The organism is Lactiplantibacillus daowaiensis, from assembly GCF_005405085.1.
Taxonomy (GTDB): Bacteria; Bacillota; Bacilli; order Lactobacillales; family Lactobacillaceae; genus Lactiplantibacillus; species Lactiplantibacillus daowaiensis.
Genome location: NZ_BJDJ01000003.1, coordinates 93,534 through 109,833 on the forward strand (window position 1 = coordinate 93,534; position 16,300 = coordinate 109,833).

Here is a 16,300-nt window from a genome sequence, read left to right on the forward strand (position 1 = left end):
GATCCTAAAAACAAATTGTACCAATTTCTCATGACGGAGTTTGTACCCTACATTAGTGCCGGCATTAATTGCCACATGATGGGCCGAATTATCAGTTATAGCCAGTCTTCACATACTTGTGAGGTTCAGCCGTTGCCACTACAGTCCGATGGCGACAAACGGGCACCACTTACCGAAGTAATTGTGCCGGCGTCAATTTACAAGATTGCTGGCTTAAAGATTAAGCGCAACTCGGTTGTGTGGATCGGCTATTGTGATCGTGATATGGATAATTGGACTGGGGCCAACAACTACAAAATTGAAACTAAACGTATGCACAGCATACAAGATGCCGTGGTTGAGGCGGTGATTGAAGAATGATTGCACTTAAGTTAGATAGTACCGGTGACATTGAATTTGATGCCAACACCGGTACTTTTTCTATGGTCGCTGACGATGATGAGGTGGCCCAAGCACTGGAGCTGCTGCTAGGAATCAACCTAGGTGAATTGGATTGGAACCCCGATTTAGGGCTTAATCATATGGATGTGCTTATTAATGGTGATGATAAAGACGTTGTTGAGGCCATTATTAACGACTACTTAAGCGACCAATTGGGTGAAGCCTTTGATAGCTTTGAAATCACTGATTTTAAGATAGATAAGCTTAATCGCTTGACGTCCCTAGTTGGGACAGTGGCGATTGACGGTGACACCTATAAAACCGATGTGGCTTTAAGTCAGGCTGAAATGGAAGGGAGTGACGAAGAAGATGCCAGTGACTGATACAGGCTTTAAACGCGATGAAATGGACGACTTGCGGGAAATGGTAAACCAATTTTTCATTGACCAGTATGGTGATGGGATTGATATGCAGGACAATCAAACGACCGGCTTACTTGCCGGCGTTTTGTCTAAGTTCTGGGATATGTTTGAGTCAACGGCTCAAGGCGTCTTTAACGCTCTCTTTATCCTTAAGTGTAAGGGTGGCAACTTAGATGATCGGGCCGCCGAAGAAGGCATAAACCGCAATCCGGAAACTTATGCAGCCGTTGAGCTACAACTCACTGGCTACTTGCAAGCGTCAATCCCGGCCGGCACCGAATTTTCAACGGAAGCCGGCCAGATTTTTGCCACTGATGCCGATGTGACGATTACTAGCCAAGCTAGCACCACAACTGATGGTGTTGCCGAGCCGTTGACCGATGATGACGGAGAACCGCTAGGACAAATCACGGTAGGCGCTAACGCCCTTGAAACCGGCGTAGATAGCAATGTTATGCCCGGCACTATCATCAATAGTGAAGAATCACTAGATGGCTTTTATGGTGTGACTAACCCCAATGGTGCGACCGGCGGGGCGGAAGCCGAAACGGATCAAGAGTTGCAGTTACGAGTGATTGCAAACCGTACCAGTAAGCCCAATTCAACCGATAACGGTATTCAAACGGCAATTAAAAATATCGCCGGCGTTAAGGATGCCCGATTGATTGACAACAAAACTATGGCAGTTGATAGCTACGGTAACCCCGCCAAGAGTGTGCATTTATATGTGATTGGTGGCGATGATGTGACGATTGCACAAACCTACTTTGATTACTTGCCGCCGATTACTGACACGGTTGGCAAGGTATCGGAAACTGTAACTGATGTTGGAAATAAAGAAGTAGTCATTAACTTTGACCGGGCCGAAACGGTGCCGGTCTTTGTTGTAATTGGACTTAAGGTTGACGGCACTAGTTTCGATACAGACGCGGGGCCAGATACTATCAAGCAGAACATCATGAGTTATTTTGACACGCTGACCATGGGCGATGGCGTACCGTACTCCAAAATGTTTGGCCCCGCGTATTCGCCAGCCGGCGTTAAAGATGTGACTGTAGCGCTTGGGACAACCACGGACGCGACTAAAGAGCAGGACATTGCGGTTACTGACTTCCAGCTTGCCGTTACGTCCGCTGATAACATCACGGTCAACGTTGAGGAGGGGTAGCGATGTTTCAGTCAGAAACCCCAATGGATGACGAGACTTGGCAGCAAAACATACTTAGTAGCCTACCGGCTGATATGAATCAATCTGATGGGTCAAATAATCAGAAGATTCTTAGTGTCTTTGCGTCAATCATTTTAGCAGCTAAGAAAGACCTGCTTGATATTTCGCAGGTTTCGCTATTGGATCACTGCTATGGTCAAACGCTGACCGAGTTAGCGGCCGAGTATGGGATTACACGCATTGATAGTGACGATGACTTTTTGCGGTTTCAAGTCCGCTTACAGTGGCTTAAAGGCCGTATGGGCGTGACGACTAACGACTTGAAAAAATTAATTTCAACGGTCTTAGGTGTGGATATAACGTCATTTGATATCGTTGGAACTGATAACCCACTTGAAATTAAAATCGTTAATTTACCGTTTACTTTCACGGGAACAAAGCGAGAAATTAAACGCAAAATTTTAACGGACTCATTGCAAGAAATGTTGCCAGTTGGCTACTTACTGGCGGACGTCCAGTTTCAAGGAATTGCGGCGGCTACGATTTATATTGCAGGCGCTGGCAGCCGCTACCGGCAACATGTCGGCATGATGGATTACTACTTAGGCCGTTCGCATGAAGCGACCGTAGCGCCAACCTATGCAGCACTGGTGTCTAATCATGGTCGCACCCATGTAGCGACAGCAAAGGAGGGATGAAATTGCACTTTGATACGATTTATTACACCAACAAGGGGCTAGAATTGACGGCCATGGCTGATGCTGGTGAGTGCCAGATTCAATTTACAAAGGCCGTAGCGTCTAACCGTGACTATTCGGCAACTGATCCAAACGATTTTAAAACGATTACTGGGATCGAAGACATTCAACAAGAAGAACCATACACGCGAGTTATCCGGACAAACAGCACATTGATTACTGCACAAGCAGATTTTCCATCTAAGGATGTTAAAACAGCTTATCAACTTTACACGGTAGGCTTTTACGCCAAACCGATCAACGGCAGCGATGGCACGGAAGTTCTTTATGCGATCATGCCGAGTTCTTATCCGGACTATGTAGCAGCGTATGACGGTCATTCTAACGTGTCCGATTCGTTTGTAATGAAAACCACGGTTTCAGATACCCAAGAGGTAAGTATCACTGTGGATCAGGCCGGTGCCGTTGTGCAGGCTGATATAGCCGTAGAACAGCTTAATGACACTGAGTACACGATTGATACTAGCGGCCTTGGCATTAACGACTATCCGAGATTTATCGCCTATGGCTATTACAATGGCGCCGGTATTGCACAGACGGGTGATGGGTATGCCGGGGTACCTGAAATGTTTCAGTTAAGTATGAGGGTCAATTTAAAGAAGAATGGTGAAGTAATGTTGCCACGTTTTTGGCTATCTGAAATATCGAAGTACCTACCAGATTTTAATACGGCAAACTTTGAAGTTAATTATGGTAGTGATGGAAGTTGGCTGTATTTAATTTCAGCACCGGCAACAATCGGTATTCAATGTCTTAACGCAAAATTCAAGGAGGTAGCATAAAATGAAACAAATTAAATTAAGATTAGAAAACGGGGGGGTAGAAACCTAGTAATACCAACGTTTCTAACCACTCTATCATTTAAGCAAGTAGGTGACTTTTATGGATAGCCTACCAACTTTAGATTATGAAAGGAAGTTCAATTATGAGTGTGATTTTACACGATTTTAAAAAAGGTGAGTCTGATTGGGTTGACCCTTTAAATGGTAATTTTAAAGCACTGAATCAAGACACAGGATGGGTAGCGCTTACTCTGATCGCCCCTGCTACTTTTGGCTCTGCGGAAACTACTAAGCCACAAATTTGTTGTATAAATGGACGGGTTCAAATGTTGGGAAATCTTAGTGTTTCTTTAACGAGTGTTCCAGATGTGGCAAATGGTGTGCGTATCGCTACATTTCCAACCGAATTTGCACCTACACAGGGGTGGGTGTACGGAAAACTACCAATCACGCCAACAGGCGGAACAGTGTCATTTCATGTCAGTGCCTCCGGACTTTATTTGCATGACACGGTATCATTATCAAATGTTGATTTAGGACAAATCACGTATTTACAAGCGTAGAGGTGAAAAAATGAAAGCATTATATTTTTATGACGAAAATAAAGAGTTTGACCATATAGAACTGGTTGAAGACGAGGCGCCAATACAAGAAAGATCAACATTTGTTGCACCCAAAAACGGTTTGTTTGAACCCATTACTTGGGATGGCGAAGCGTGGAACGGAATTACCGAAGAAAAATGGCTGGCGGCTCACCCGGCACCAACACCAGTGCCAACAGAGGAGCAACAAATGGTGATGCAACAGGCACTTGACATCAATCAATTGAAACAGCTTGCTATGGCGCAAGCCAGTCAAATCACAACTTTAAGTAAAGGGAGTGCAGAGTAATGACAATCTATCAACAGTGCTTAGTTTTCAAGTCGTGGGGCCAAACCAGCGTTGACTTTTATAAATCATTTGTGGGTGCTGGTTTAACACAAGATCAGTTTAAAGAGATCACCGGCGAAGACTATGAAGCGGAGGCAACAACAAATGTGCAAAATTAAAAACAGATTAGAAAAAGTCGGGGGGGGCAGAATGTTGATTTAACAGCATTCCTAACCCTTTTGTTATCTAGTGACGGAGGTGGTATCCGTGGCTAACTTAAAGAATATTGATATGGGCCAAGCAGATTGGGTTACCCCGCTAATGGATAACTTGAACCTTGTAAATTACAATACGGATTGGATTTATGTACCTTTGACAAATACAACTGCTACAGGCTTGGGCGATTATCTAATTGTACGAAAAACAAATTATCATGTAGATATTAAATCCCAATTTGCAGTGCCGGCAGCTGGTAATATCACAATTGGGATTATCCCCACGAATATGCTACAACCAGACTGGCGTTTCCTGCAGGGCTTTGCGGCTGGTCAAAGTACAATTTCTATTACAATTGATGAAAATAATAATGTCATTGCTCACGTACCGACCGGATCGGAAAAGCGAACAATTGACGTTGATACCACTATTTCATACACGGCACTACGCGTACACTAAGAAGATGTTCCAATGAATCGCAATTAAATAGTAAGGGGGTGAGAACATGTTTGAGCGTGCGAAACAAAATGTAAATCACATTTTACTGGGAGCTGTCCTTATGGGGGTGGGCCTCTTTTTGATGACAAAACAAAACTATTTTTCGTGGCCGCCAGTTATGGCCAAGATAGAAAATTCGGACACTTTCGGGTGTCTTTTTATTTTGGTCGGAATTGCGATGATTTGGTGGGCACTGGATAAGAAAAAATCGGCGCGGGCTAATCACCTTATTTTAATTTTTGCCTCATGGCTAATGACGGTGCTAGTGCTTTTTCAGTTTTTCCATTGGGCAATGGTCGGGCTACCTATGCCATGGATCAGTAATTTGGGCTTGCTAGGAGAAATCATGTTGCTTGCTAAAAGGAGTGACAGCCAATGACGCCTAGCTTTTGGTCTAGCCTACCGGGGATTATCACGGCGCTAGGTAGTGTTGTGACTGTTATCGGGACTTTTTTTCTCAGTCAACAGAAGTCAAATCACGAAGAACAGCAAGCGCTTTATGGCCGGATGAAGCAAGAACGTGATGAATCTTATACCAAGTGGAAAAAGTCGGAATCGGAAAATATGAAATTAAAATCCGAAAATCTGGAATTAAAGAAGGAGTTAAATAGATATGAAAACAACAACTGATATTATCAACTGGATCACGGGCGGCGGTTTAACGCTGGTCGCTTTTGTCGTAGCCTCTATGCTAATTAAAGCATGGCCGGTCATTAAGTCGATTCTTGATGCTAAGGAGGCGGCTTCTAAGGACGCCAAAACCAAGTCACGTTATGAACAGCTTGAAAAGTGGGCACAAAATGCCGTAGCGGCCTTGTCAGTTTATCAAGACGTTACCGGTGCAGACAAAAAGAAAGAAGCTATCCGGATCATCAACAAGCAGTTAGCCGACCATAAAATTGACATTGATATTGAAAATGTTGGCAATGCAGTAGAGGCGGCATATCAAGCTTTCAAGACTACTCAACCGACAACGGACACGGTGGCCACTGCACCAACTACGGAAGATACTGACACGACCACACAAGAATAAGGAGGGCTATGTATGGCTGATTTTAATGATGTTTCAAACTTCCAGCCTAAGACCAAGGCCTACTTTCAAAAGCTAAAGAGTTATGGCAGTAAGGGCGTCTTAGTGAAGCTGACGCAAGGGAGCGCCGGCGGATCGGCTTACGTGAATCCGAGTGCTAAGGAACAACTTATCAACGCCAAAGCGGCCGGGCTGGCCGTGGGTGCCTATCATTACTTGCAATGCAATTCAGCCAAGTATGGTGCTGCTGATCCGGTGAATGAAGCTAAGTGGTTCGTTAAGCACTTGGTAGCCTATGGCGTAAGTGTCACTGCACCGGTTGTCGTGGACGTGGAAGACAGTTCGTTGATGAGTAATGCAACTAAGGACGTTAAAGCGTTTGTGGCTTATGTGGAATCCCAAGGCTATAAAAATGTTTGGGTTTACACGATGGGGAGCTGGTTCGGCAGTCGTTTATCTGCTAGCCTTACTAAAAATTGGTGGATTGCTAGCTATGGTATTGCCAAGCTAAACATTGCGGCAGCCAAGGCATGGCAATACACGGACAACTGGAAAGGGTTAGGCGTTGACGGTAGCCACGGCTATGAAAAGATGTTTACTAGCAGTACGGTGAGCGCCACTAAACCAGAAAACGCTACCTATTATAATTGGAATCCGAAGCTAGTCCAAACGCTAACGAAAATCGGTATTTATAAGGACGTGGAATTTAAGCACCGCGTGCGCTACTTTAAAGCGGGCACACAATTCAAAATTAAAAATGTTGTCAAGACTAAAGCCGGAACACCGCGACTACTTACGGACTCCGGCTTTTATATTACCGCCAACCGTGTCAACGTCAAAAATTGGTACTATGTGGATAATCCTAAAGCGGTGAAGATTATCAAGGCTACCTATCTATATAAGGACAAAGACCGAACATCACGGATCCGGAAATATGGAAAAGGTACGGTTTTTACCATCACAAACGTCATTAGTTGGGGGTGTGTCTGGATTCTTAAAACGGAATCCGGATATTATCTTACGGCAAACAAAGACTATGTGAAAATTATGTAATTTAATCCCCGTACTGACCTCAACTGGTTAGTGCGGGGATTTTTTTGTTTGAATATAACCCGATAAAATTTTATGTTATACTGTGTGAGTATCAGTTGTGGCACTATGCTATAACTTTGGGCGTTCCAATCATGGGGAGCGTCCTTTTTATTTTGCCTGGAGCATAAAGCAAAGAGCATCTTCATAAGACCCAAAATGTTGTGCTCTTACCAGCTCGCCATTCACCAAAAAATAAATGACGTTTGAAATCTGTATCCTAGTCCCAAAATTCGTAGTGATCACATTTGAATCGATATTGAGTTCTTCAAACATAAAACCACCTCCTTACGTGATTAACTACGCGGGGAGGTGGTTTTTTACGTGAACTTGGTACGCTTTTGGTACATGGTGCCCGAATGCCTTATGTATCAACAATCGGAATTGTTACCCTTAAGTAATTTCATTACTTAACTTACAATTCCGAAGTCCGCTTGAACCATTGCAAAATGGCTCAAGCGGGCTTTTTTTGTCTATTTTTTTTAATGCCTGAATGTCACGTAACGTTCCGTTACTTCGTTTTAAGTCAGTGCCCAAGAATTTGCCTTAGTTTTGCGTAGTTTACTTTTGAAGTCGGGGTGATTAACGCCTAAAGCTTTGATTAAAGCGTTCTCAGTCGGTTGTGTAAATCCGCTAAGATTGCGATAATAGGAACAATTAGAATTATTGGGGGAATGATTTTGAAGGCAGCGTTACGAAAAATAGGGGCCGTCATCAACAAACGGATGGGTTTGATCAAAGCACTGTTTGTCTTTTCAGTTTTACTATTTGTGATTACTGAAGTTGGAAAGATCGCCAAAGAAGTGTCTGGTGAACAGCTCGGTTTGGCGTTGGCCTCGCAAAGTTGGTGGCATTTATTAAGCATGGTTGTCGTCGGTATTGTGGCCGTCACGCCAATGCTCACGTATGATGTGATGATCACCAAGTTTTTACCGAATCATTATTCATTAGGGTATATCGCCAAGGCTGGGTGGATCACGAATACGTTCACGAATATTGGTGGCTTTGGTGGCGTCTTGGGGGCCTCACTCCGGGCTAATTTTTATAATAAAGGGGCTTCTAAAAAAGAAATTGTGTTTGCAATCTCTAAAATTGCCCTGTTCTTGGTTTCTGGTTTATCGCTATATTGTATGATTTCATTGGTTTTAGTTTATGGTTTTGGCATTGGACAAGTTTACGATAGTTATTGGATTTGGCTTGTTGGTGGTGCGATTTATTTTCCAGCAATCTTTATCTTTACGCGCTTAAACGATTCAGAATTTTTTGATGGGTTAACGCTCGGCAATGTGGTGCGGTTACTCAGTGGCTCATTTGGGGAATGGACGGGCTGTGTCCTGTTCTTCTTGTTGATTGGGAACTTTATGCACTTACCGATTGATTTTGCCGCGGTCGTGCCGTTGTTTGTCATTGCGTCAGTCGTTGGGGAAGTTTCGATGGTCCCTGGGGGCATCGGGCCTTTTGATGTTTTCATGATCTTTGGCTTGGGCGCCGTTGGGGTGTCACGGCCAGATGCGGTCGCTTGGCTGTTATTTTATCGTCTGTTTTATTACATTATTCCATTTGCGATTGGGCTAGGGCTCTTTATTCATGATACCGGGCATCGCATCAATGTGCACTTGGAAGGCATTCCGCGAGCAGCTTTACAGCGGTTTGCCCAAATTGTGCTAACCTTGTTTCTATATATCTCAGGGTTCTTGATGTTATTGATGTCGACTGTGCCGAATTTTGCTTACAACAATAAGTTGTTTTTGCGGGTCTATCCGTTTACCTTTTTCTTCATCAATCAGGCCAGCAGTATTGTGATGGCCTTCTTATTGATTGGGGTCGCGATGGGGACGGCTGGTCGGGTCAAGAAAGCATTCTGGCCGACGGTGATCGTGTTATTGGTGGCCATTTTAAATATAGTGCGGTGGCTAGTGGTTTATGATGCCATTTCAATGAAGTTTATTATCTTTTTAGTACTGATTCTAGGTTTTGTGGCCTTATCACGACGGGCTTATTATCGGGAACGACTGGCATTTTCTTGGGGCCGGACCTTATGGGTGAGTTGTGTGTATGTGGTGACTTTTGTGCTCTATACGATTGTCGGCATCTATAACGCGCCGCAGATCCACCATCGGCATACGGTACCAGATGCGCTATTTTTCCCGTCACAAAAACTCTGGTTGTTTGGGGTCATTGGGTTGGTGATTGCGGCATTGATCTTAGTCACGATGGAGCGCTACTTTGCGAGTGGTCATAATGCGCGCTTAGGGTTAAAACTTGATGCTGAGCGGGTTAAACAAGTGATCACGCAGTTTGGTGGTAACGAAATTTCACAACTGGCCTTTTTAAATGATAAGTTGGTCTATTACTATCAAGTTGATGGGGTTGACCAGTTGGTCTTTTTATACCAACAGAAGGCCGACAAATTGATTTTAATGGGTGAGCCGTTTGGTAACCAGGCATTGTTGCAGCCGGCCTTAGAACAGCTAATGGACGATGCTGACAGCGATGGGTATTCGTTGGTCTTTTATGAGATCAATGAAACCTTAACGATGCGGTTACATGAAATGGGCTTTGATTTCATTAAAACGGGTGAAGAAGGTCACGTTAAATTAAGTGAATTCAGTCTAGCTGGTAAGCGGCTACGTGGTGAGCGTGCCTTGATGAATAAGTTCAAACGTGATAATTATACGTTTGCGGTGTTACAACCACCATTTAGTGCGGCTACAATGACGGCGTTAAAGGCCGTCTCGGATAGTTGGCTGCATGGTGAAACTGAAAAAGGCTTCTCATTAGGGTTCTTTGACGAGACTTACTTGAATCAAGCGCCAGTGGCGGTCGTCTATAATCCAGAACACGAGATTGTGGCGTTTGCCAATGTGATGCCCCAAGGTAATGATCAAGTGACGTCAATTGATCTGATGCGCTCGAGTCAAGCCGCGCCATCAGGGATTATGGATACCGTGTTTGTGCATCTGTTTGAGCAAGCGCGTGATGACGGCTATACTTACTTCAATCTTGGGATGGCGCCATTAGCTGGCGTTGGGGTGTCGCGGTATAGCTTTATTCAAGAAAAGATTGCCCACTTGATTTATGAATATGGGTATCAGTTATATGGGTTCCAAGGCTTACGCTCCTATAAGGAGAAGTATGTCACTGAATGGGCCCCGAAATATATCGCTTATCGTAAGCGTAACTCGTTGATCTTTACGATCCTGCAACTATTGCAAGTGGTTAACACGCGTGTTAAAAAGCCCCATGGTCGGCATAATATTTTAATGCCGAAGTGGTTACAAAATAATCCGCACCATTAAAAAAATGCGCATCTCGATTTTTTCGAGATGCGCATTTTGACGTTTAATTAGTGTATTTAGGGGGTAAGACATGCTTGAAGTTTTGAAAGCCGTCGAAGATATCGGTCAAAGTGCGACCATTGATAAACAAATTGAGGTTTTCTTTAGGTGCAAAGCCCATCTTAGTACTCATCTGCATCATGTCGACCATGGGATCGTAAAAACCATCGATATTATAAAGCGCGATTGGTTTTTGGTGAATATCCATTTGACTCCATGATAGCATTTGCAAAAATTCTTCGAAGGTCCCAAAACCACCTGGTAAGACAATAAAAGCATCCGCTAAGTGGAGCATTTTTTCTTTACGTTCAGTCATCGTTTTGGTTTCAATAAAGGTCGTCACGGATTTTAAAGCTAGTCCACGTTCTACCAGAAAACGGGGAATAATCCCAATGACGCGACCGTCAGCGGCTAAGGTTGCGGTCGCCAGCTTGCCCATTAAACCATGATCGCCACCGCCATAAACGAGTTGATAATCATTTTCAGCCAAATATTGTCCTAAGGCGACCGTTTTAGCGGTGAACTTAGGATCTAAGCCAGAGTTAGAGCCACAAAAAACACAAATATTATGAATTGCCATCGTGTGAACACCTTTCTATTTAAACGTCGGGGTCAAAAAAACGCACGGGCTTGATGCACCATGCGTTTACTGTGACGAGCTTAATCGTCTGGTTCGCCAATATCGTAGTCAGTATCTTGCATGGCTTCAACTTGACCTAAGCGGTAACCATTACCAACTTGTGAGAAGAAGTCATGGTTAGATGTCCCAGTAGAAATCCCGTTCATTACAACCGGATTAACATCTTCCGCGGTATCTGGGAAGAGGGTATCTTGACCTAAGTTCATCAAGGCTTTATTCGCATTGTAACGACTGAAAGTCAAGACTTCATCAGACCAACCAACTTGATCATAAACTAAATGAACATAATTTTCTTCATTTTCATAAAGCTTGTACAAGAAGTCGAACATCCAGTCTTTAAATTCAGCTTGTTGTTTTTCAGAACGTTCCTTAAAGCCTAATTGGAATTTATACCCAATATACGTGCCGTGGACACTTTCATCCCGTAGAATCAATTTGATGATTTCGGCCACGTTTGGTAATTGGTTATGCCCCAAGTAGTAAAGTGGGGTATAGAAACCAGAGTAGAATAAGAAAGTTTCCAAAAAGACGTTCGCAACTTTTTGCTTCAATGGATCTTCATCAAGGTTATCGTAAAGCTTGTAAATCCATTGGGCTTTGTTTTGTAGGTATTCTTCGCTGTCGCTCCAGTCGAAGATTTCGTTAATTTCGTCAGGCGTATTCAACGTTTCAAAAATCGTTGAGTAACTCTTTGCATGAACGGATTCCATAAATTGGATGTTGTTCAAAACGGCCGTTTCATGTGAGGTTAAGACATGCCGACGTAATGATTGTAAGCCATCTTGGGATTGCAAGGTGTCTAACAAGGTCAAGCCACCAAAGACATGGCCAACTACCCAACGATGGTCGTCATCTAAGTCTCGCCAGTCTGCCATATCATTAGAAACCGGAATCCGAGTATCTAACCAGAATTGTTCGGTTAATTTTTCCCAAGTACTTTTATCAATTGCATCTGAAACGCGGTCCCAGTTGATTGCTTTGTAGTTACCGTTGTCGAGCAATTTTTGGTAGTAAGCCAAATCTGTTGCCATAGTGAGTGTCCTCCTAAAAATCTAATGTCCTAAATGACGCAACTTTCACATTCATTGACGCCGACTTCACCATCGTCATCAGTAAAGGTCCGAATATAATAGATCGACTTAATGCCTTTACGGTAAGCATAGTTTCGTAAGATATTTAAGTCCCGGGTCGTCATCTTATCTGTGCGACCATCTTTCCATTCGTATAAGCCAGCGGGAATCGTCGAACGCATAAACAAGGTTAAACTCATACCTTGGTCCACATGTTGTTGGGCCGCAGCATAGACGTCAATGACCTTCCGCATGTCGGTATCGTAAGCCGACTTATAATAATCAATTGTATCATTAGAGAGGTAAGGAGCGGGATAATAAATCTTACCAATTTTCTTTTCTTGGCGTTCTTCGACCCGATTGATGATTGGATGCAAGCTAGCGGTCGTGTCATTGATGTATGAGATCGACCCATTTGGTGCGACTGCCATCCGGTTTTGGTGGTACAACCCATCACGCATCACATCAGCTTTTAAGGCTGCCCAATCATCACGGGTTGGAATAAAGATGCCCTTGAACAAAGCGGCCGTTTTATCAAACTTAGGTTGCCAATCTTGTTCGGTATACTTATCGAAGTATGAGCCATCAGCATATTTAGACTTATCAAAGTTTACAAAAGTTTCATGCCGTTCACGGGCAATTTCATTAGAAGCTTTTAACGTCCAGTAGTTCAAAAGTAAGAAGTAGATGTTGGTAAAATCAACGGCTTCTTTACAGCCATATGCCATTTGATTTTTGGCAAAATAGGCATGGAGACCCATGGCACCTAAACCAATCGTATGAGCTTGATGGTTACCTTTTTGAATCGAAGGCACGACGTCAACATTAGAATTATCAGTTACAAAGGTCAATGCTCGCACCATGGCTTCAACGGAATGACCAAAGTCTGGAGACTGCATTAAGTTAACGATGTTAGTTGAACCCAAGTTACAGCTAATGTCGGTCCCTAACTTTTCGTATTCTTGTTGGTCGTTGATCATCGATGGGGTTTGGACTTGCATCACTTCAGAACACAAGTTACTCATCACGATTTTACCGTCAATTGGATTGTCACGGTTAGCGGTATCGACATTGACCACGTATGGATAACCGGATTCTTGTTGCAATTTACTGATTTCATTTTCCAAATCGCGGGCTTTGATCTTGGTCTTCTTGATGTTCGGGTTCTTAACCATGTTGTCGTATTCTTTTGTAATATCGACGTAAGAGAATGGCACCCCGTATTCGCGTTCAACACCATAAGGGCTGAAGAGGTACATATCAGCATCGGCTTTAATCAAGTCATAGAACTTGTCAGGTACGGTGACACCAAGTGACAATGTCTTTAACCGAACCTTTTCGTCGGCGTTTTCTTTTTTCGCAGATAAAAAGGCGATGATGTCTGGATGGAAGACGCTCAAATAAACGACCCCAGCGCCTTGACGTTGGCCTAATTGGTTAGAATATGAAAAACTATCTTCCAATAACTTCATTACGGGGACCACGCCACTAGCCGCACCTTCAATATGCTTGATGGGGTCACCAGCACCCCGTAAGTTACTGAGGTTGATCCCAACCCCACCACCAATTCGGGAGAGTTGCAACGCTGAGTTGATCGTCCGACCGATTGAGTTCATATCATCAGTCGATTGAATCAAGAAACAAGAAATCAGTTCGCCACGCCGTGACCGGCCAGCGTTTAAGAAACTAGGCGTCGCTGGTTGGTAACGTTGATGAATGATTTCATCGGCTAAATCCATCGCTAACGTTTCGTTACCATCTGCAAAGTACAACGCATTCATTGCCACGCGATCGATGTAGTTTTCCAAATAGTAGTCGCCATTGTTAGTTTTTAACGCATATTGGGCGTAAAACTTGTAAGCGGCCATGAAGGTCTTAAAGTGGAAATCTTGTGACCGTAAATAATCGTAGAGTTTTTCAATAAAACTAAAGTCATACTTGGCCAAAAAGCCAGTTTCTAGATAATCGTGCGTTTCTAAGTAATCAAACCGCGCTTTTAAACTGTCAAATTGCTTCGTATTTGGACGGACGTTTTGTGCCAAGAAAGCGGCTAAAGCTTCTTGGTCTTTGTTCAACGGAATTTGGTTATCAACCGGAATGTTGATCTCGTTGTTCAAATCATAATACGTGACGTCGGATAAATTTTTTAGGGTCATGCGAGTTCCTCTTTCTTCATAAAATTAGGCCAAAAATGGACGACCCACAATCAGTAGCTTCCTATTGATTGTGGGTCGGCATCTTCATTAACAAATAATATGTAGCAACACAAAAAAGCGTTGACCACTAAACGGCTAATTGCTTCAAAGCATCTGGCCGGAAACCAGCAATACTGCTTTCGCCATTGATTTCAACAACGGGAACCGCATGGAAACCTTGGTCTTTTAAGTAGTCCACGTATTCAGGGTTAACGTTGATATTCTTTTCTTCAAACGCAATGTTGTGCGCCGTCAAAAACTTCTTGGTCATCTTGCATTGCATGCAGTTGTTTTTAGTAAATACAGTAATTTTTTTCATAATTGGTTCCACCTTTAATTCGTTTAATCGATAAATTTAGTATACAACAAGATATGGAAAATACAATTAAAAAAACACAACATCTAGTAGTTTAAAATTCATAAAACCACTAGGTGTTGTGTTATGGCGAGCGATAAGCCCTAAATTAATTTTATTTAAAATAATTGTCGTTTGTTCGATGAATCAGTTATCATAGATATAGCCTAAAAACTCGAGGAAACTATTCATGACTAATTACTATTATACACACAATCCAGACGTTGTGCATGACGAAAAACAATGGAATTTTGAAATTTTTGATCACCAATTTACGTTCACGACCGATAATGGCGTCTTTTCGAAACGGACCGTGGATTACGGTTCGCGGACGTTACTCGCGGCATTTGATCCAACGCAATTACCGGCCGGACCACTGTTAGATCTTGGGACCGGTTATGGGCCAATTGGCATGGCATTGGCTTACCAGTCACCAGAGCGAACGGTTGATATGGTTGACGTTAACGAACTAGCTTTAAGTTTGGCGCGTAAAAATGTGGCTTTGAATCAGATTGAAAATGTCCATATTTTCACGTCTGACCGCTATGACCAAGTAACGACGACCAATTATGCGGCGATTGTGACCAATCCACCAGTCCGCGCTGGTAAAGCGGTTGTGGAAGCAATGCTGACTGGCGCCTATGATCATTTGACCACACAAGGCACGTTGACAGTCGTCCTACAAAAAAAGCAGGGTGCACCTTCTGCTAAAAAGTTAATGACCACGACGTTTGGTAATTGTACCATTATCAAGAAAGATAAGGGGTACTACATCTTACAAAGTGTTAAGGAGGCGATCGCGTGACTGACAGTGAACCTGAAAAGTGGATGCGCGAGGCACTGCAAGAAGCTAAATTGGCTTATTTGATTGGCGAAGTGCCAATTGGGGCCGTCGTGGTCCATAATGGCGAGATCATTGGCCGGGGGCACAACTTACGTGAACATGGTCAAGATGCGACGCTCCATGCTGAAGTCTTGGCGATTCAAGAAGCCTGTGAATATTTGCATAGTTGGCGGCTAGAAGATTGCCAGCTGTATGTCACACTTGAACCTTGCATTATGTGTAGTGGTGCCATCATCAATGCGCGGATTCCGGTTGTTTATTATGGGGCGCGTGATCCTAAAGCAGGCGCCGTGCATAGTTTGTATCAACTGCTGGGTGATGAGCGCTTGAATCATCAAGTTGAGGTACATGAGCGGCTTTTGGCGCGACCTGCTGGTGAGTTATTACAACGATTTTTCCGCGGGATTCGTGAACGGCAAAAAGCAGCTAAAAAAGCCCGCCGCCAAGCTACCGAAAAAAATTAGGCTGATGGCTAGCATTCTAGGTCTAAATCATGTATTATAGTATTTGCCGCAAGGCCTTAAGGCAAGGGTGGATTTACGAATCGTGTCAGGTCCGGAAGGAAGCAGCACTAAGTTTGCTTCATCTTGTGCCTTAAGTTTTTATGAAATGTAACAGCTCTTAGCCGTTTGGTTGAGAGCTTT

General features: G+C 43.5%; 21 protein-coding genes and 1 other RNA gene. 17 read left to right on the forward strand and 5 right to left on the reverse strand.

Annotated elements, in window-relative coordinates:
• Positions 1–30: 30 nt before the first annotated feature.
• The 13 genes from FFM75_RS03070 to FFM75_RS03130 all read left to right on the forward strand — a co-directional run bounded on the left by FFM75_RS03070 (position 31) and on the right by FFM75_RS03130 (position 7,178).
• The gene (locus tag FFM75_RS03070) at positions 31–360 is read left to right on the forward strand and encodes a hypothetical protein (RefSeq protein ID WP_137627728.1); all 330 of its coding nucleotides are present in this window, start codon (positions 31–33) and stop codon (positions 358–360) included.
• Complete coding sequence (locus FFM75_RS03075) at positions 357–764, forward strand: hypothetical protein (protein ID WP_137627729.1); 408 nt, start codon at positions 357–359, stop codon at positions 762–764. Before FFM75_RS03070 ends, FFM75_RS03075 begins: the two co-directional genes overlap by 4 nt.
• Positions 751–1,971, forward strand: a complete 1,221-nt coding sequence (locus FFM75_RS03080; RefSeq protein WP_137627730.1) for a baseplate J/gp47 family protein — start codon at positions 751–753, stop codon at positions 1,969–1,971. The genes FFM75_RS03075 and FFM75_RS03080 overlap by 14 nt, the downstream gene beginning before the upstream one ends.
• Positions 1,972–1,973: 2 nt before the next feature.
• Positions 1,974–2,669, forward strand: a complete 696-nt coding sequence (locus FFM75_RS03085) for a hypothetical protein (RefSeq protein WP_137627731.1) — start codon at positions 1,974–1,976, stop codon at positions 2,667–2,669.
• A gap of 2 nt (positions 2,670–2,671) precedes the next feature.
• On the forward strand, positions 2,672–3,511 hold the full coding sequence (locus FFM75_RS03090) for a hypothetical protein (RefSeq protein WP_137627732.1): 840 nt from the start codon (positions 2,672–2,674) through the stop codon (positions 3,509–3,511).
• A 143-nt stretch (positions 3,512–3,654) separates the two neighbouring features.
• Positions 3,655–4,074 (forward strand): hypothetical protein, encoded by a 420-nt coding sequence (locus tag FFM75_RS03095; RefSeq protein WP_137627733.1) that lies wholly within the window; start codon positions 3,655–3,657, stop codon positions 4,072–4,074.
• Between the two features lie 10 nt (positions 4,075–4,084).
• Positions 4,085–4,402 (forward strand): hypothetical protein, encoded by a 318-nt coding sequence (locus FFM75_RS03100; RefSeq protein WP_137627734.1) that lies wholly within the window; start codon positions 4,085–4,087, stop codon positions 4,400–4,402.
• Complete coding sequence (locus FFM75_RS03105; protein WP_137627735.1) at positions 4,402–4,560, forward strand: XkdX family protein; 159 nt, start codon at positions 4,402–4,404, stop codon at positions 4,558–4,560. Before FFM75_RS03100 ends, FFM75_RS03105 begins: the two co-directional genes overlap by 1 nt.
• Positions 4,561–4,648: 88 nt before the next feature.
• A complete protein-coding gene (locus FFM75_RS03110; protein WP_137627736.1) occupies positions 4,649–5,056 on the forward strand; it encodes a hypothetical protein in 408 nt (135 codons plus the stop codon).
• 46 nt (positions 5,057–5,102) lie between these two features.
• The gene (locus FFM75_RS03115; RefSeq protein WP_137627737.1) at positions 5,103–5,474 is read left to right on the forward strand and encodes a hypothetical protein; all 372 of its coding nucleotides are present in this window, start codon (positions 5,103–5,105) and stop codon (positions 5,472–5,474) included.
• Positions 5,471–5,725, forward strand: coding sequence for a hypothetical protein (locus tag FFM75_RS03120; RefSeq protein WP_137627738.1), 255 nt, complete (start codon positions 5,471–5,473; stop codon positions 5,723–5,725). Before FFM75_RS03115 ends, FFM75_RS03120 begins: the two co-directional genes overlap by 4 nt.
• Positions 5,709–6,128: a phage holin, LLH family gene (locus FFM75_RS03125; RefSeq protein WP_137627739.1), complete on the forward strand. Its 420-nt coding sequence runs from the start codon at positions 5,709–5,711 to the stop codon at positions 6,126–6,128. Before FFM75_RS03120 ends, FFM75_RS03125 begins: the two co-directional genes overlap by 17 nt.
• Positions 6,129–6,140: 12 nt before the next feature.
• A complete protein-coding gene (locus FFM75_RS03130) occupies positions 6,141–7,178 on the forward strand; it encodes a DUF5776 domain-containing protein (protein WP_137627740.1) in 1,038 nt (345 codons plus the stop codon).
• Positions 7,179–7,325: 147 nt separating this feature from the next.
• On the opposite strand, the gene FFM75_RS13905 is transcribed toward FFM75_RS03130, so the two are convergent.
• Entirely contained in the window at positions 7,326–7,490 is a 165-nt protein-coding gene (locus FFM75_RS13905; protein ID WP_171001413.1) for a hypothetical protein, read from the reverse strand.
• Between the two features lie 404 nt (positions 7,491–7,894).
• Here FFM75_RS13905 and mprF point away from each other — a divergent pair, with 404 nt between their 5' ends.
• Positions 7,895–10,513, forward strand: coding sequence for a bifunctional lysylphosphatidylglycerol flippase/synthetase MprF (gene mprF, locus FFM75_RS03135; protein WP_137627741.1), 2,619 nt, complete (start codon positions 7,895–7,897; stop codon positions 10,511–10,513).
• A 43-nt stretch (positions 10,514–10,556) separates the two neighbouring features.
• Here mprF and FFM75_RS03140 read toward each other — a convergent pair whose 3' ends face one another.
• From FFM75_RS03140 to FFM75_RS03155, 4 genes are all read right to left on the reverse strand, one after another.
• Positions 10,557–11,132 carry an LOG family protein gene (locus FFM75_RS03140; RefSeq protein ID WP_137627742.1) on the reverse strand — a complete coding sequence of 192 codons (576 nt, stop codon included), beginning with the start codon at positions 11,130–11,132 and terminating at the stop codon, positions 10,557–10,559.
• 80 nt (positions 11,133–11,212) lie between these two features.
• Positions 11,213–12,223: a class 1b ribonucleoside-diphosphate reductase subunit beta gene (gene nrdF, locus FFM75_RS03145; RefSeq protein WP_137627743.1), complete on the reverse strand. Its 1,011-nt coding sequence runs from the start codon at positions 12,221–12,223 to the stop codon at positions 11,213–11,215.
• A gap of 29 nt (positions 12,224–12,252) precedes the next feature.
• Positions 12,253–14,418, reverse strand: coding sequence for a class 1b ribonucleoside-diphosphate reductase subunit alpha (gene nrdE, locus FFM75_RS03150; protein ID WP_137627744.1), 2,166 nt, complete (start codon positions 14,416–14,418; stop codon positions 12,253–12,255).
• A gap of 127 nt (positions 14,419–14,545) precedes the next feature.
• Positions 14,546–14,776, reverse strand: a complete 231-nt coding sequence (locus tag FFM75_RS03155; protein WP_130844851.1) for a redoxin NrdH — start codon at positions 14,774–14,776, stop codon at positions 14,546–14,548.
• 226 nt (positions 14,777–15,002) lie between these two features.
• Here FFM75_RS03155 and FFM75_RS03160 point away from each other — a divergent pair, with 226 nt between their 5' ends.
• The 3 genes from FFM75_RS03160 to ffs all read left to right on the forward strand — a co-directional run bounded on the left by FFM75_RS03160 (position 15,003) and on the right by ffs (position 16,260).
• Entirely contained in the window at positions 15,003–15,617 is a 615-nt protein-coding gene (locus FFM75_RS03160) for a class I SAM-dependent methyltransferase (RefSeq protein WP_137627745.1), read from the forward strand.
• Positions 15,614–16,120 carry a tRNA adenosine(34) deaminase TadA gene (gene tadA / locus FFM75_RS03165; RefSeq protein WP_137627746.1) on the forward strand — a complete coding sequence of 169 codons (507 nt, stop codon included), beginning with the start codon at positions 15,614–15,616 and terminating at the stop codon, positions 16,118–16,120. Before FFM75_RS03160 ends, tadA begins: the two co-directional genes overlap by 4 nt.
• A gap of 53 nt (positions 16,121–16,173) precedes the next feature.
• An RNA gene (gene ffs / locus FFM75_RS03170) (signal recognition particle sRNA small type) lies at positions 16,174–16,260 on the forward strand.
• The last annotated feature ends 40 nt before the right edge of the window (positions 16,261–16,300 follow it).

Coding starts and splice junctions, on each gene's coding strand:
- FFM75_RS03070 (WP_137627728.1), top strand. CDS start 31: ATGACGGAGTTTGTACCCTACATTAGTGCCGGCATTAATTGCCACATG.
- FFM75_RS03075 (WP_137627729.1), top strand. CDS start 357: ATGATTGCACTTAAGTTAGATAGTACCGGTGACATTGAATTTGATGCC.
- FFM75_RS03080 (WP_137627730.1), top strand. CDS start 751: ATGCCAGTGACTGATACAGGCTTTAAACGCGATGAAATGGACGACTTG.
- FFM75_RS03085 (WP_137627731.1), top strand. CDS start 1,974: ATGTTTCAGTCAGAAACCCCAATGGATGACGAGACTTGGCAGCAAAAC.
- FFM75_RS03095 (WP_137627733.1), top strand. CDS start 3,655: ATGAGTGTGATTTTACACGATTTTAAAAAAGGTGAGTCTGATTGGGTT.
- FFM75_RS03100 (WP_137627734.1), top strand. CDS start 4,085: ATGAAAGCATTATATTTTTATGACGAAAATAAAGAGTTTGACCATATA.
- FFM75_RS03105 (WP_137627735.1), top strand. CDS start 4,402: ATGACAATCTATCAACAGTGCTTAGTTTTCAAGTCGTGGGGCCAAACC.
- FFM75_RS03115 (WP_137627737.1), top strand. CDS start 5,103: ATGTTTGAGCGTGCGAAACAAAATGTAAATCACATTTTACTGGGAGCT.
- FFM75_RS03120 (WP_137627738.1), top strand. CDS start 5,471: ATGACGCCTAGCTTTTGGTCTAGCCTACCGGGGATTATCACGGCGCTA.
- FFM75_RS03125 (WP_137627739.1), top strand. CDS start 5,709: ATGAAAACAACAACTGATATTATCAACTGGATCACGGGCGGCGGTTTA.
- FFM75_RS03130 (WP_137627740.1), top strand. CDS start 6,141: ATGGCTGATTTTAATGATGTTTCAAACTTCCAGCCTAAGACCAAGGCC.
- FFM75_RS13905 (WP_171001413.1), bottom strand. CDS start 7,490: ATGTTTGAAGAACTCAATATCGATTCAAATGTGATCACTACGAATTTT.
- FFM75_RS03140 (WP_137627742.1), bottom strand. CDS start 11,132: ATGGCAATTCATAATATTTGTGTTTTTTGTGGCTCTAACTCTGGCTTA.
- nrdF (WP_137627743.1), bottom strand. CDS start 12,223: ATGGCAACAGATTTGGCTTACTACCAAAAATTGCTCGACAACGGTAAC.
- nrdE (WP_137627744.1), bottom strand. CDS start 14,418: ATGACCCTAAAAAATTTATCCGACGTCACGTATTATGATTTGAACAAC.
- FFM75_RS03155 (WP_130844851.1), bottom strand. CDS start 14,776: ATGAAAAAAATTACTGTATTTACTAAAAACAACTGCATGCAATGCAAG.
- FFM75_RS03160 (WP_137627745.1), top strand. CDS start 15,003: ATGACTAATTACTATTATACACACAATCCAGACGTTGTGCATGACGAA.